General features: G+C 67.0%; 12 protein-coding genes. 4 read left to right on the forward strand and 8 right to left on the reverse strand.

The window, feature by feature from the left end:
• Window positions 1–59 precede the first annotated feature (59 nt).
• The 4 genes from ACIGKQ_RS09930 to ACIGKQ_RS09945 form a co-directional block, all read right to left on the reverse strand.
• Window positions 60–1,304, reverse strand: coding sequence for a nucleotide disphospho-sugar-binding domain-containing protein (locus tag ACIGKQ_RS09930; RefSeq protein WP_235724714.1), 1,245 nt, complete (start codon window positions 1,302–1,304; stop codon window positions 60–62).
• Between the two features lie 89 nt (window positions 1,305–1,393).
• Window positions 1,394–2,752 carry a hypothetical protein gene (locus tag ACIGKQ_RS09935; protein WP_396573444.1) on the reverse strand — a complete coding sequence of 453 codons (1,359 nt, stop codon included), beginning with the start codon at window positions 2,750–2,752 and terminating at the stop codon, window positions 1,394–1,396.
• 7 nt (window positions 2,753–2,759) lie between these two features.
• Entirely contained in the window at window positions 2,760–4,214 is a 1,455-nt protein-coding gene (locus tag ACIGKQ_RS09940; protein ID WP_396573445.1) for a hypothetical protein, read from the reverse strand.
• Window positions 4,211–5,524 (reverse strand): glycosyltransferase, encoded by a 1,314-nt coding sequence (locus ACIGKQ_RS09945; RefSeq protein ID WP_268900386.1) that lies wholly within the window; start codon window positions 5,522–5,524, stop codon window positions 4,211–4,213. Before ACIGKQ_RS09945 ends, ACIGKQ_RS09940 begins: the two co-directional genes overlap by 4 nt.
• Before the next feature lie 90 nt (window positions 5,525–5,614).
• Between ACIGKQ_RS09945 and ACIGKQ_RS09950 the strand changes: the two genes are divergently transcribed.
• Window positions 5,615–6,901 carry a glycosyltransferase gene (locus tag ACIGKQ_RS09950; RefSeq protein ID WP_396573447.1) on the forward strand — a complete coding sequence of 429 codons (1,287 nt, stop codon included), beginning with the start codon at window positions 5,615–5,617 and terminating at the stop codon, window positions 6,899–6,901.
• Here the strand turns inward: ACIGKQ_RS09950 and ACIGKQ_RS09955 are convergent.
• From ACIGKQ_RS09955 to ACIGKQ_RS09965, 3 genes are read right to left on the reverse strand one after another with little or no spacing between them, the layout of a single operon-like run.
• Entirely contained in the window at window positions 6,881–7,777 is an 897-nt protein-coding gene (locus ACIGKQ_RS09955; protein WP_396573448.1) for a glycosyltransferase family 2 protein, read from the reverse strand. The genes ACIGKQ_RS09950 and ACIGKQ_RS09955 overlap by 21 nt on opposite strands.
• Before the next feature lies 1 nt (window position 7,778).
• Complete coding sequence (locus ACIGKQ_RS09960) at window positions 7,779–8,594, reverse strand: ABC transporter permease (RefSeq protein ID WP_235724720.1); 816 nt, start codon at window positions 8,592–8,594, stop codon at window positions 7,779–7,781.
• Window positions 8,591–9,550 (reverse strand): ATP-binding cassette domain-containing protein, encoded by a 960-nt coding sequence (locus ACIGKQ_RS09965; RefSeq protein ID WP_396573450.1) that lies wholly within the window; start codon window positions 9,548–9,550, stop codon window positions 8,591–8,593. Before ACIGKQ_RS09965 ends, ACIGKQ_RS09960 begins: the two co-directional genes overlap by 4 nt.
• Before the next feature lie 773 nt (window positions 9,551–10,323).
• Here ACIGKQ_RS09965 and ACIGKQ_RS09970 point away from each other — a divergent pair.
• From ACIGKQ_RS09970 to ACIGKQ_RS09980, 3 genes are read left to right on the forward strand one after another with little or no spacing between them, the layout of a single operon-like run.
• Window positions 10,324–11,808, forward strand: coding sequence for a condensation domain-containing protein (locus ACIGKQ_RS09970; protein WP_266059795.1), 1,485 nt, complete (start codon window positions 10,324–10,326; stop codon window positions 11,806–11,808).
• A gap of 15 nt (window positions 11,809–11,823) precedes the next feature.
• Window positions 11,824–13,335 (forward strand): condensation domain-containing protein, encoded by a 1,512-nt coding sequence (locus ACIGKQ_RS09975; RefSeq protein ID WP_396573451.1) that lies wholly within the window; start codon window positions 11,824–11,826, stop codon window positions 13,333–13,335.
• A complete protein-coding gene (locus ACIGKQ_RS09980; protein WP_396573452.1) occupies window positions 13,316–14,746 on the forward strand; it encodes a condensation domain-containing protein in 1,431 nt (476 codons plus the stop codon). Before ACIGKQ_RS09975 ends, ACIGKQ_RS09980 begins: the two co-directional genes overlap by 20 nt.
• Here the strand turns inward: ACIGKQ_RS09980 and ACIGKQ_RS09985 are convergent.
• Entirely contained in the window at window positions 14,691–15,317 is a 627-nt protein-coding gene (locus ACIGKQ_RS09985; protein ID WP_235724725.1) for a trimeric intracellular cation channel family protein, read from the reverse strand. The genes ACIGKQ_RS09980 and ACIGKQ_RS09985 overlap by 56 nt on opposite strands.
• Window positions 15,318–15,356 lie beyond the last annotated feature (39 nt).

The raw sequence follows: 15,356 nt of genomic DNA on the forward strand, positions 1-15,356 counted from the left end.
GCGTCGCCCGGGTTCACCGCCGCCCGGGCGTCACCCAGTCGTCACCCGATATCCGCTGACTACTGGGCAGCGACGGCCTGTTCGACGATGTCGGCCGCGGTGGCGACCGCTTTGTCCGGCGCCACCATCTGCGCCGCAACGAGTTCGGCCGCTTCCCGGACCGGCGCCGACAGGATCGTAGCGAGCGCTTCGGCGGCCATCGTCTCGGTGAGAGCCGACGGTCGCATCGCGCAGCCCACCCCCAGGGTTTGTACACGGCGCGCCCAGAACGGCTGGTCGGCGGTCACCGCACAGATCAGTGATGGCAGACCTGCGCGCAGGGTTGCCGCGGTGGTGCCCGCACCCCCATGATGTACCGCGGCCACGCAGCGCCGCAGCACCGACTGATGGTCGATCGCGGCGACGACGAAGATGTCGCGGTCATCGCCGACGGCTCCTCGGTACTCGGGTCCGGCGACCAGACAGCGTAGACCCAACCGCCGCGCGGCGGCGCACAGCGTCGCGATGACGGTATCGCGGTCGGGCAGGGTCATGCTGCCGAAACCGACGAACAGCGGTCGGTCTCCCTCGGCGAGCCAGGTCGCCAACTCCGGTGTGGTGACATCGATCTCGGCGAGGTCGCGCCGATGCTCGGTGTCGAGGTCCAGGAACCCGACGACCGGCTTCGCGTCGCGCCATTGTTCCGCCAGTCCGGGTATGAGCGCTCCATCGAAAGCCTGGATCTGCACGATTCCGCGGTCACGAAGCCGCAACGACAATGGTCGCCGTGCTCGGCGAAGCTTCATCCGGCGCCGAAAGGAGTTCTCGTTCCAGCCGGTCGCAACCCAGGTCACCCGGTCGGCCCATCGCCACGACCACCGCCGAAGTGCAGGTGACATGTATCTGGAGAGAACGGGTACGGCGCCAACGACACCGTTTTCCGACATCGGCGCGTATCGCAGTACCACCAGTTGGGCCCCGATGCGTTGCGCGACCGCCAACGCACGGTCCTGGCACAGCGGTGCGGCCACGAGGATGTCCACATCGGACAGCGGAGCTCCGGGGACGGTGAACTCGTCCGCCATCGACTCGTCGAACGCGGCGAAGCCTGATCGCATGGTGCGTACGGCAAACCTCATCTGCGCCAACCTGCTTCCCTCTCGCGCAACGCTCAGCGCGGTATCCGACGACCAGGCCGCGTGGGAGTCGAGCCCCACTGCCACCACCGACGCAACTCCCGCGCTTCGCGCGAAATCCACCAGGTTCGGCGGAACCAGCACGGTCACCCGATGGCCCCGGCCCTGTAGTTCCAGAGCAAGACACACGCCGGGTTGGATGTCACCTCGACTGCCGTACAAAACAATTGCAACTCGAATCCGACTCCGGCACTGGCGCGACCACATCGGCATCGACCTCACCAGAATTCGTGGTCGAGTCGCCAGGAGGACAACTGCTCGGCGATGAGTTTCCGGACGAGCTCCGGATCTCCGAAATGATCGGGATGGATACCGAAGAAGGTGAGGGTGATCCGCTCGTCGTACTCCACCGCCCACGCCGCGATCGCCGGCCCCTGGATGCGCCGGCGCTCCGCGGGCATGCCCTGCATGAGGGCACGGATAGCGAACGAGTTGGCGTGTACCCCACCGAGTCCGAGCGCAGTCTCCGGCGCCACCCCAAGGTTCGACACCGTGGTGTCTGGACCTGCAATCCCCGCCATCATCCTGGCGATCAGCCGACGCGGCAGCAGCCGTACGATGGGCTGAAGGTTGTCGGCCACCTGCTCCGCACCCGACTGCGCGTACTCGACGAACGCCTGTTTGCTCAATGCTCGGATTCCACCGAGCGGACCCGGCGCGTCAACCCTGTCGGATAACCGGATCCACACACCGCCCGACGCGTTCGCCCGCTCGTCGGGTTCGCCGGCCCGGTTGTCGACAGCGATACACACCCGTAACTCCGGCCCCGTGGGGTACCCCGAACGCTGCACGACGCCCGCCAACAACGCGGTGAACAGGCTGTTGGCCGTACCACCGTGCTCCCGGGCCCGAGCATGCCATTGACCGCGGTCGACATTCACGATCGCCAGCGTTGTCTCCGGCCCATCGGACGGCACGGGCCGCGGCGCGCTCGGCACCGGTGACGTCGGCGCCGGCGCGGTCGTCGACCCACGATTGCGCCACGCCTCGCGAAGCACGATCCGCAGCGACGATGCGGCGGCGGCAAGTTGCCGACCTGCATCGACGACATCCTCGGTGACCGCACGTGCGCCACGAGCCGATACCGGGTCCGGCAGTGCGCCGGAGTTGCCCGCGTGTGCTGCAGCGAGCGCACGGTAGACCCCCTGACCGTCGGCGATCATGTGCGACACGAGTAACGACACCACTCGACGTCCATCGCTGGTCAGCGCGGAGTCCAGCTGCCACCCCGCGCCGTCGATCGGCCGCAGCGTCGTGTCGCGTACGTGCGCGTCGGCCCAGGTCCCGACCTCGTCGTCACCGATGCGATCGGTGTCGGAACCGACAGCAGGCAGATGCGATCGCACCCAGCGGTGCCGCGCCATCGGGACCCTGGTGCGGTGAACCGCCCGGTGTATCGACCCGGCGGCCAGCCTTGCGCGCAGTTGCTGCACCGCCGGAACTCCGGGATCGCGATCGAAGACCCAGACGAAATGCATCGGCGCGTTCAGCCCGAACAATTCCTCCGCCAACAGATACGCCTCGTCGCCACCGGTCACCCGGGGCATCGCGGACACACGCTCATACCAACTCGTCACGGTCACCTCACCAGACCTCGTGCACGAGACCCCAGGCGGTCAGCTCGTCGTCGAGCAACGTCCGGAGGTGCTCATCGGAATCGAAATACTCTTCATCACAACCGAAGACGGCGAAGGTGACCCGGTCATCGGTACGCGTCAACCAGGACTGCACCCCGTCGCCGAACCGGTACGGCAGGTCCGGGTCGACTCCCTGCGCCATGCCCCGGAACACGAATCGACACGCGGTTGCACCGTCGAGTTGCCCCGCTGCCGCGGGTACCGCGCCGAGGTTGGACACCATCGCGTCGGGCATACCGTCACCCGCAGTCACCATGCCGACCAGCCATGCGGGTGGAATCAACCACACCATCGACTGCAGATGGGCGATCGCCGGCCGTTGTCCCGCTGCCAATGCGACGAACGCCTGCTTGCAGGCACGCCGGATCGTGTGCAGGGTGCCGCCGGGCACCGGTTCGTCGGTCAGCACGATCGACACCCCGGCGGTGGCATTGGTACGCGGATCGTCCTCGCCGTCACGTCGATCCACCGGGATGCCGACCTTGATCGGGTCACCCACGGGCGCATACCCACTCGACCGCAACAGTCCGGTGACCGTGGCGATGAACAGAGAGTTCGCTGTTCCGCCTGCGTTCGCCGCGACCCGGTCCCACTCGGACGTGGGCACGGACGCGGTGGCGCGGGCCCAGCGAGCCTGCGGTGATCGCTCGACGATCGGCGCCCGGTTCGCCGCGACCGGCTCAACGACACCGGCGCCGCCCCGCAACGTGGAGCCCGCGACACGCGCGAGCCCGCCTGCCGCAGCATGGACCTGGGCCGCGGCGTCGCGGGCGTCGGAGACGAGGCTGTGCGCGAACCGGGACCATCGCCGCTCCGCGGCACCGGCGGGCGGGGCCGGGGCCGGCGCGCCGCGGTCGGTGGCCGCCATGGCCGCCGCAGCTGCAGTCACCAAGGTGCGGCCGTCGGCGACGAGGTGCAGTGCGCACAACGAGATCACCGTCGCTCCTGATGCACAGCGAATCGCGCGCAGGCGCCAGCACCGTCCCGCCTCGGCATCGAGGCGCACGGTGGCCATCTCCTCGGCGGCCCAGTCATCTGCCTCGGCCTCGTCGATCTCCGCGTGATCGACGACCAGCGCCGGGGCCTGGTATGCGTTCGACCAGACCGGACGCGCCCCTGGCATCCGCGGGACGATGAGGCGTCGATGGAGCCGACCGGCGGCCAACTGCCGGTTGAGCAGCGCCAGCGAGTCTGCCGCGATCGGCCCGTTCATCACCCACACGAGTTGCAGCACCACGTCCCACCCGAGCGCACGGTGCAGAAACCAGTAGGTGGTGTCAGCGTCACCGAGGCGGATGTCACGCCGCGACAGGTCGGTTCGATGCCGGCCATGCGAAGCGGAGCCGTCATCGACAGGCTCGGCGGTGTGATCTGTCGCGCGGATCGCCGACGCGGCCCTCATGCGACGATCCGCATCGGTCGGACCGAACTCTCGACCACGTCCGCGGCGTGGTCGGCGGCCTGCTGCGCACCGACCAGCGCACTCGGCATCGCCCGCGCACGCTCGACGCAGGCGGGATCCAGCGAGGCACGCAGGCCGGCGGCAAGTCGCATCGCGTCCAGCTTCCGAAACCGAAGCGAAACACCGACTCCGAGTCGCGACACTTCGGCGCCCCAGAACGGTTGGTCCGAGCTGAACCAACACACGACTGACGGGACACCGGCCCGCAGCGCCGCCGCCGTGGTCCCCGCACCACCGTGATGGACCACCACCGCGCACCGCGCCAACACGGCGTGATCGATCGAATCCACCACCTGCACAACACTGGTGTCGCACACAGCTGCCGCCATGTCGTCGACCCGGTTCCAGCCGGCGCAGATCAGCGCACGTCGACCGACGCTGCGGCAAGCCCATTCGACGATGCCGACCACTGCGGCCGGGTCGCGTAGCGGCATGCTGCCGAATCCGACATAGACCGGCGGCTCCCCGCGGCCGATCCAGGACATCACATCGGCAGACGCGGTGCCGCGCATCTGGCTACCCATGCGTTGCCGAAGCCGGCCGGGAATGTCGAGGAACCCCACCACCGGCCGCGGTCTGCGGCGGGAGTCGCGGTCCCATACCGGGTCGTCGTGCACCGCGAACATCGGGTCGTACGCCTGGATGTCGGCGCCAGGCGCCCGACGCACCCTGGTCCAGCCGGGGCCGTCGTCGGGCACGCCACCCACCCTGCCGGCCAACTCCCGGTCTCGCCGTCGGGTCATCGCGGTCAGAGCGCGGTCGGCGAGCGCCCATTGCAGACGGTTCAACGACGTCGAACGTGCGCCGATCGCGGGTAGCGGGCCCACACTGAGATTCGGACGGATCGGCGCGTGGTGCAGCGAGATGACCGGGATCGCCGCACGTAGCGCGTACACGGCGGCGACCTGCTCGGTGGTGAACCCGGTGACCACGACGTCCGCGCCCTCGACCACACCCGCCATGTCACCGACGATCTCGGCCCAGCCGAGATCTCGGACCTCGGCGAGCATGCGCTGCAACTTGATCGGATCACGCCCGGCCGCAGCTCGTGCTCTCGACACGTGGTCGAGTTGCGCCTGGGTGTCGAGTCCCAGTCGGCGAACGTGCATCCCGGACCCAGCGATGGCGTCACCGAGGTTGGGCGGTATCCCCAGGATCACATCGTGGCCCCGTTCGGCAAGCCGATGCGCCAGCACCGCTGCCGGCTGCACGTCTCCGCGAGTTCCATTGACTGCAAAAGCAATTCTCATCTCGTATCCGTCCCATGGTCATCGGTCGGTGGCGCGCCGTCGAACTCTTCGCCCCCTACACTGGTCGCCATCGGAAACAGGAGGAGCCCGATGAGATATGTGTTTGCAGCCGGCGGCAGCCGTGGAGATGTGCAGCCTGCGGCCGCTTTGGCGACCGAACTGCGCGTTCGCGGACACGAGGTCACGCTCCTGGTTCCGCCAGACAGTGTCCCATTCGCCTCTGGCACAGGCATTCCCACTCTTTCCTACGGCGAGAGCACACGAGCCGCGCTCGATTCCCCCCTGGTGCGCGAACGGATGCGGTCCCGTGATCCGCTCACTCGGGTGCGGGCTGCGACCGAACTGACCATCCGCGGAGGAAGCGTGATGCAACGGCAACTGCTCGACGCGACGCAGAACGCCGATGCGATCATCGCCGGTAGCGCGGGGCAGGAACGGGCGCACAACGTCTCGCGGGTCCGTGGAATTCCTCACATACCACTGCATCTGTGCCCGATCCGGCGCAACGGGTCGACGACGCTGCTGGCCCACGCCGGCATCGATGTCGGCCCACGCACGGCTCGGATGAGTTGGCGGCTGGTGGAGCAGGTGCTGTGGCGGGCGGGCCGGCGCGCCGAAGACGCGCTGTGCGCAGATCTGGGACTGGATCCGATACCGGCCACCTTCGCCGCCCAGATCGCCGCGACGGGCGTGCCGGAGATCCAGGCCTATGACCCTGTCTTGTTCCCGACGCTGACATCCGAGTGGGGGCCGGCGCGTCCGCTCGTCGGCTTCTTCACTCTGCCGCACGATCAGCGATCCGGCGTCGGCGACGATGCCGGGTCCGACCTCATCGAGTGGATCGACCGCGGCACACCACCCGTGTACGTGGGATTCGGCAGCATGATGGTGACCGATCCCGATCATCTCGCGACCACGGTGCTCGCCGTCGCAGCCGAACTCGATTTGCGTCTGCTGATCGCCGGCGGCTGGAGCGACTTCATGTCGGGGGTGTCCGACGACCGAATCCGGGTCGTCGGGCATGTCGACCACGATGCGATTCTGCCCCGATGCGCAGCTGCAGTGCACCACGGCGGCGCAGGTTCGGTGGCCGCCGGCCTGCGTGCCGGCATCCCAACCGTGGTCACCTGGGTGGGCGCCGACCAGCCGATCTGGGGGCGGGCCGTGATGGCATCGCATGTGGGCACCTCCCTTCCGATGTCACGGGTGAACACCACCCGACTCGTCACAGCCGTGCGCTCAGCGCTGTCACCATCTGTTCGTGAGGCCGCAACCACGCTGCGTGACAGCATGATTCACCCATCGATGGCGGTCTCGCATGCGGCCGACATCGCCGAGCGTGTCGCCGATCGCCACTCACGGCAAGACGCGATCTGAGGCCAGTTGCCGCGGTGACGTCGAGAAGCGACCGGTCTCGACGTCATACAGTCGGATGGCCACCAACCGCATCGCGTGGACAACCGTCAGAGCAGGGACGTAGACCAGCGCTGTCCCGGCCGCGAGAGCAACCCGCCGGTGAAGAGCAAACGTGCGTGGCAGGAAGCTCATGTAGGTGACGAACGACATCACGCCGGTCTCCATCCGGCGCGAGGAGACGCCCACCGTCAACGAAGCAAGGAAGGCGTTGCGTCCACCGCTCTCAGTGACGCACAGGCCCATGTCGACATCTTCGAAGATGTCGCGCCGCATGCTCACCCGGGTCCGAATCGTCGCCCAGACCTCCCGCCGCAACACCATGTTCGATCCGTACAGGACGGGGATCTCGGTGACCGCGCGATGTGCCTGCCTGCGACCGAGCGGATGTACCCGGATCTTCCACCGATCGAACCTCCCTTCCAGTGGCACGCCATAGGCTTCGCCACGACCGCACAGGGCCGACCAGCTGCGCGCGGTATCGGCCGTGAAAAAGTCGATGATCGTCTGCGCCCAGGTCGGACCGACCCGTGTGTCCGCATCGATACGCGCGATGAGGTCTCCGGTTGCCGCGTCCAATCCCCGGTTACGCGCGAACACCAACCCCTGCCGGGGCTCCGTCACGACGTGAATCCTCGTGTGCTCGAGGGCCAAGGAGTCGACGATCTGCCTGCTGCGGTCGGTGGAGTTGTTATCCACCACCACGATCTCGGTGATCTCCGGCTGGGCGACAAGTCTGCCCAGGCACTCCGCGATGGACTCCTCCTCGTTGTAGGCCGGCACCACCACCGACAGAGTGGGCCGCGGGGCATCGGTCGATTCCGGAACGCCAGGGGGCACGTCACGTCCTTCGCATGTAGGTTCGCAAGGTCACGGGTACAAAGATTGCGAGTACGGCCGCAGCCCCGATCAAGGTGGCGGCGATCTGCGGACCTGCCGCACCACCGGAGGCCAGCTCTCGGGCGGCCGAGACCAGGTGTGATACGGGATTGGCGGTGGCGCACTTGCGCATCCACTCCGGCATGGTGTCGACAGGCACCAGGGCGTTGGACACGAACGTCAACGGCATGAGGACCAGCATCGAGACGCCCTGAACCGTCGACGCCTTGTCCAACAGCACCCCCATCAGCGCGAAGATCCAGCTCAATGTGAAGGCCACGATCACGATCAACACACATGCCATCGCCAGGCCCACCGCGCTTTCCGGGCGGTAACCCATCGCGACACCGACCGCCACGGTGATGACCGTCGCCACCACATAGCGCACGGCGTTGGCCAGCAATGCCCCCGCCAGTGGCGCGATCCGGGCGATCGGCAGCGATTTGAAGCGATCGAACACTCCTCGATCGAGATCCTCGCGCAGTTGCACACCGGTCGTCACCGACGCCGCGACGGCGACCTGAACCAGAACGCCCGGGATCAGCAGAGGCAGGTATCCGGCGACATCACCGACGATGGCGCCACCGAATATCGTCGAGAACATGACCGTGAAGACGATGGGCAGCACGATCACGTCGAAGAGTTGCTGCGGATTGTGTTTAATCTTCAGCAGACCCCGGAAAGCCATGGTGAGTGACTGTCGGACCGTGGCACGCAATGGCACACGATCGCTACCAAGGCCGGGGTGTTCCACGACGAATGTCGCGGCCGCGCTCATGCCGCAACCCCCGGTTCGGCATCCCCGGTCAGCGCAAAGAACACTTCGTCGAGGGTGGGCCGCTCGACGTTGACCGCCACCAACTCGATCTGTGCGGCGCGCAGGGCCAGCAACATCTCAGGTAGGGATTCGAGGTCGGGCATCGGTACCACCACCCGCCGTTCGGCCCCCTCGAGCAGCACATCCTCCTGTGCGAACACCGCACAGACGGCAGCGGCGGCGGGCGCCAGGTCCGGATCTCGCAGATCCAGCCGCACACAGTTGTCCCCGATCCGCGCCTTCAGTTCGTCGGCCGTCCCGTCGGCCACGATGCGGCCGTGATCCATCACCGCCACACGATCGGCCAGTTGGTCTGCTTCCTCGAGATACTGAGTGGTGAGTAGGACCGTGGAACCGTCGGCCACCATCCGGCGAACCGTCTGCCACATCTGCTGACGCGTGCGTGGGTCCAGGCCAGTGGTCGGTTCATCGAGGAACAACAGTTGAGGCCGGGTGATCATCGAGGCGGCGAGGTCCAGCCGTCGCCGCATCCCGCCGGAGAAGTGACGCACAGCGCGGTCGGCGGCCGCACCGAGACCGAACTCCGCGAGCAGTTCGGCTGCGCGTCCACGCGACTGCCGACGGGACGCGCCCGCCAATCGGGCGAAGATCGTCAGGTTCTCCGTAGCGGTGAGATCCTCGTCCACCGAAGCATACTGGCCGGTGACCCCGATCAAGGAGCGAACTCTGCCCGCGTGCGCGACCACGTCGAGGCCGAATACGCGCGCAGTGCCGGCGTCCGGACGAACCAGCGTCGAGAGCATGCGTACCGTCGTCGTCTTACCGGCCCCATTGGTACCGAGCAGCGCATAGACGCCCCCGGCAGGGACCTGCAGGTCCACACAATCGACCGCAGCCGCGCGGCCGTACGTCTTGGTCAAACCCCTCGTATCGATTGCGAGCAACGGACCCGTCATCTGCACTCTCCAGAACACTCGACGTACCACCGACCTGAAAGGTGCTCGCTCACCCGTCGACGATGACGAGCAGTCAGAATCCGAGAAGCAAGAATCCGGTCAGAGAACCCGGGCGCCATCGCCCTCGCACCGATCGGTGAGCAGTGCGGACCCCTCCCCTTGCCAAGCCCCGCCCCCCGACAGCTGCTGAGGCCAGGCTATAGCCGCAATCCCGCACGGCGCAAGGGACACCGAGCCCGCGTCGGGTTGATTCGACATCCCATCGGTGAAGCGATCCGCCTTCGGCATCCACGACCGGAAGTACGCACATTGTGCGTCTGACGTCGGATGATTCTGTGCGGTGCGATCTTTCACAGCCACTGCGGTCCACGGAAGTTAACCGAACGGAAACACTGAGGCCATCGCGACCCTCCAGAGGTAGATATAAAGCTGAATAATGCTGTGTGACTGTACCTTTCGAACATTCAAGGTATTGCATCCGATTGTTAGTGTGACGAACGACACCGTGCCCGGCCAGTGTGCCCACTCCTCCGACGTGCCTACTATCGAGTCAGACCCGAGGCGGGACCGTTTACGTCTCAGACTCCCAACCACCTCTCTGCGCGTCGTCGCGCAGCGGGCGCATACCACCGGCGTGCCCCCAACAGAGGCATCGCTGAAAGATCTGCACGAACCAGGCGTTACGTTCCATCCGGATGCTGCCGACCAGGCTCCAACGGACGGGCGAACCGCCGAAACATGAAGCGGCGTTGTGGGAATATGGATATACACCAATGAAATTCACTGAGCTGTCCGCCTGTGAACTGACCGGGGGAACAGTCACCGAATGGTCGGCGCACACCGAACTCACTCCCGACCACTGGGCCGTCGACCACCGACCTCTGACGTATGAGCACGAAGCGCTCGTGACTCGCGCGGCCGACGCCGAGACCCACGGCCGGCGCCAGACGGATTGGCTCGGTGCCGCTTTCGAAGTCGAGGGCGAACTGGACCAGAACGCGATGGAGCGCACACTGCTCATCTGGACCGTGCGCCACGAAGCCTTTCGGACGACGGTGACGATGGACATCGACATCCATGGTGACCCACGCCCGACACGGCGCACCGCCACGCCCGAGATGGTATCGGTGCAGCGCCGCTTCCACGGTCGTGTCGCCGACCACGACATCGACGCGCACGTCGGCGACGTCTTCGACTCCCGGGTCACCTCGCTGGTGTGGCCACACTGCACGGTGATGACCGTCACCGACGCGAGTACCGGAACCGGCCGACCCACTTGCTTTCGTGTGGTGTTCGCCGCCGATCACAGTGTGATGGATGCCTATTCGATGCTCCTGTCCATCAACGAGCTGCAGCGGATCTACGAATCGGAGGCGGCGAACCACCGAGTCGAGGCGCCTGCGGTCGGCAGCCATGTCGACTACAGTTCGGCCAATCGCTGCGTGGGAGAGCAGATCGACACCGCCCACCCCGCGCTGGCCCAGTGGCACGGGTTCTTCGCCGAGTCGGACGGACGCTTCCCACGCTTGGGTATGCCCCTCACCGAGACCCTGTCCGCAGTGGCCGACTCCGCCCGACCGATCGGTCGTCGACAGCGCGGCTCCGCGGAAGTCGTCGCGACCGCCGACGAGGCGGCTGCCGTCGAGGCCGCCTGCCGGGCTGCCGGTCACAGCATCCAGACCGGCATCGTGGCCGGGCTCGCGCTGGCACATCAGGAACTCACCGGCGATCGGCGCCTCCGGGCCGTGATGCCGATGCACACCCGGCACGAACCTCAGTTCGTGGAGTCGGTGGGCTGGTATGTCGGCCTCGGACCGCTGGATGTGGATCTGTCCTCGGCCGAGACGCTCAGTGACGCACTCTCGGTTGCGGCTGCCGCCACCCGTTCGGCCAAGACATTGGCGCGGCTACCGTTTCCCCGATTCGCGCAGCTGTTGGACATCACGCAGGAGCCACAGTTCGTGGTGTCTTATCTCGATCTCCGCATGGTTCCCGGGGCCGCCCACTGGCCCGATTGGCGCGCGCAGACCATACGCAGTGCCACTCACTCCGATTCCGAGGTCTACGTGTGGATCGCACGCACTCCCACCGGTATCACCGTCTCCACCCGCCATCCCGACTCCGATGCGGCTGCGGCCAGCATCCGGCGGCTGATCGACACGACGTTCACCATCATCGCCTCGGTGGTGGACGGTGATGCCGGTCGCGGTTTGGCCCCCGACCCCCTACCCGGTCGCGACGAGCGCCGACCGGCCTGAACACGAAGGGTACACATGGATATCACGGCGATGGGTTGGTGGCATCCGCCATCCGGTACCGCTCTGCGCTGGCGACCGACGCGGCACTGTGCGCAGGCGGCCGCGGCCACACCCGCGGGACCCGGTGCGACCACGTTTTTGGCCGAAAACCACGTGCGGAGCGCTCATCTCGCGCGCTCTCGCGGCGACGCCCATCGTGCGTACCTCGGTTCGGGAACCGAGGTGGACGGGGAGCTCGATGCGGCCGTGATGACCCGCGCGCTGCACACCTTCGTTTCCCGCCACCCGATACTGCGTACCTGGTTCGACACCGACGGCAGCACTGTGCGCACCCATGTGGTGGCTCCCGAGGACATCGCGTTCGTCGTCGAAGACCTGGGCCACATCGAGTCCGGCGAGCAGTTCTCCGATCACCTCCGCCAACGTTTCGAATCCGAGGCCGTCAGCGACAGCTTTCCCGGTTTCGCATTCGGGGTGATCAGCCGGCCGGGCGGATTCGCGATCTTCCTGGGGTGCGACCACGCATTGAGCGACGGCGCCTCGCAGGCACTGGCACTCTCCGAGATCATCGAACTGTACGCGGCATCTGTGGGAGTCGATGCCGAGCCCTGCCCGGCCGCCCCGGCGGTCGACGGACACGGCGATTACGCTGTGATCGAGCATGAGCTCGCTGCTCAGTGCGCGGCAGGTACCGACGAGACCACCGAGTGGAGGGAGACGTTCATCCGCAACGGTTTGCGCATGCCGGGTTTCCCGCTGGACCTCGGCCTGGCCCCGGGTGAGACCGCGCCGGTCCGGCCGTTGGAGATGACCATGCTCGACCGCGACGGGATCGCCGCTTTCGACTCGGCGTGCAGGTCGGCCGGCGGCAGCGTGGTGTCCGGCATCTACACCGCGCTGGCGATCACCGGCCGCGAGTTGGCCGGCCTCACCACCTACTACGGGATGACCGTGCTCAACACCCGGGCGATGCTGCCGCGCTTCGCGACATCACAGGGATGGTTCTGTTCCTTCGCACCGGTCGAGATCGACACCACCGGCGCGACCCGGTTCTCCGACCTCATGGCTGCCTCGCGCGCCGCACAGCAGCGGGCCAAACGCCTTGCGATGGTGCCGGTCCAATCCGTGCTCGCGGAGATGATATCGGCCGGAGCATCCATGGATGCGGTGGTTTCGGCGCCGAACCTGCTGTCGTACATAGATTTCCGGAAGTTCCCGGCGGACGGCACGCCCGCCTACGATCGGGGCGTCATCTTCACCGGTGAGGGTCGGACCGCGAACGCCTCGACGTGGATCAACCGGGATCACGATCGGCTGTACCTGGGCAGCCAGACCCCGGACACCCGGTTTGCCCAAGCACAGGTCAATCGCTACTACGCGCACCTGTGCGCCGTCGTCGCGGCCGTGGCCGCAGACGGAGACCATGTGATCACCTCGCCGCCGGCCCCTGCCCGCATCCCCATCCACGACCATGATCTCCCGACAGCAGTATCCCAGGAGCGCGCACTTGCACGTCACCACCATTGACCGCTTCCAGCCGGACCCGGGCGAGCTGCTGATCTGGTCGGTGGACTCGTCCGAGGCGAAGCCCGAACGTTCCCGGATACCCCCGTCGTTCAACCAGAGCGTCCACCTCGCCGGGGCCGAGGACCACAGCACGTGGCTGGCCGCCTCCTTCCGGGTCGACGGCGCAATCGATCGACGCGCCCTCGGCCTCGCCTACCACGCACTGATCGCCCGTCACGGGACACTGCACAGCGCGTTCACGAAGTGCGGCGACGGTATCGTGCGCGAAGAGTTCGATCCGCATGCGCTCAGACTCAAGGTCGCCCCGGGCGTCCGGGCCGCCTCCGACACCGCGATGCAGCAGATCCTCTGGGCAGCACTGGACGCCGCCTGCCACCCGTTTGGCTTTCCCGCCTACCTGCTGGGCGCCATCGACCGGCCCGAGAGTTCGACGATTCTCTGCGGGTTCGACCACTCACACGTGGACGCCTACTCGATGTCGATCATCGTCAACGACCTGCACCACCTCTATCACCGATTTCGACACACTCGCAACCACGTTGCTGCCGAAGATCTCCCGATGATCGGGAGCTACGTCGACTACTGTGCCGCCGAGGCCGAGATGACCGAGATCAGTGCCTCGGATCCGAGACTACTGGCGTGGCTGCGATTCTTTGACGAGCACGACGGTCATCCCCCGACGTTCCCGCTCGACCTCGGTGTTGGTGAAGGTGAGACCGCGCCCCAGGGGGTGGATGTGCGCCGGTTGCTCGACCCGACGCAGACCGAGGAGTTGACGGACTTCTGCCGCCGCAACGGCTCGAGTCTCTACGGGGGCGTGCTGTCTGCGATGGCGCAGGCTGTCCATCGTCTCGGCGGGGGCCCGCAGTTGGCGCTGTTGTTCCCGATGCACACGCGCCGCGGTGAGCCCTGGCGCAATGCCGTCGGCTGGTTCACCACCAACGCACCGATCCGCGTGGTCGGCACCGGAGATCTCGGTACGGGCGCCCAGCGCACCGGTCCCGAGTTGCGTCGCGCGGTACGACTCGGCGGCGTCCCCATTGCGCAGGTGATCGCGGCACTCGGCGGGTTCACACCGGTCCGCAACGACATCTTCATGGTCTCCTACGTCGATTACCGCGGTCTGCCGGGAGCCGACCTACACGACGAGATCGACGCGCACCACATCTCCAATGTCACCACCGCCGACGATGCACAGTTCTGGATATCCCGGACCAACCACGGGCTGGCCATCCGGAGCCGGTTCCCCAACACCGCGGCGGGCCGCGCCTCGGTGGGCGGGTTCCTCGACCAGGTGGACAGCATCCTGATGTCCGCGACGCGCGCCGCTGGGCAGGTCGCGTTGGTCACGCCCCTCAACGGCGGCGGCGCCGCCCGGCCGGCGCCGTCGGAAGGCGCCACCCGAAGATGAGGCCCGCAATGCGCAAGCCGGTCGCCACGATCGTGCCGGCGACAAGCCAGATCCACATCGGCACCGATGTGTACCCACCACCGACAGCGACGACCGCCGCACCCAGTAGGGCGGGGACTGCATAGAGGTCGGCGGGTTGCAGCAGCAATGGGATCTCGTTGGCGAGCACGTCGCGCAGGATTCCACCCCCGACAGCGGTCAGCAGGCCGACCAGCGTGGCGGCGAAGGCACTGACCTGTTGATCGACTGCGATCGCCGCGCCGCTGGTCGCGAAGACGCCCATGCCGACGGCATCGAAGAGCAGGACGCTTCTGCGCAGCTGCGCGAACGCCGGATGAAAGAAGAAGACGAGGACGCTGGTGGCCGCAGCGATCACGATCGGCGGCCAGTTCTGCAGGGACGACGGTGGGGTGATCCCCAATACGACGTCGCGCAGGATCCCGCCGCCTACGCCGGTGAGGGCGCCGACGGTGACGATCCCCCAGAGGTCGAAGTCCTTGCGAACCCCCAAAAGCGCCCCGGATGCGGCGAACACCGCGATGCCGACGTCGTTCAGAATCTCTTGCAGCATCGGCTCACCGTGATGATCGTTGTCGGCTCGGTGGGTTAC

The organism is Gordonia sp. NPDC062954 (assembly GCF_044543825.1).
GTDB lineage: Bacteria > Actinomycetota > Actinomycetes > Mycobacteriales > Mycobacteriaceae > Gordonia > Gordonia tangerina.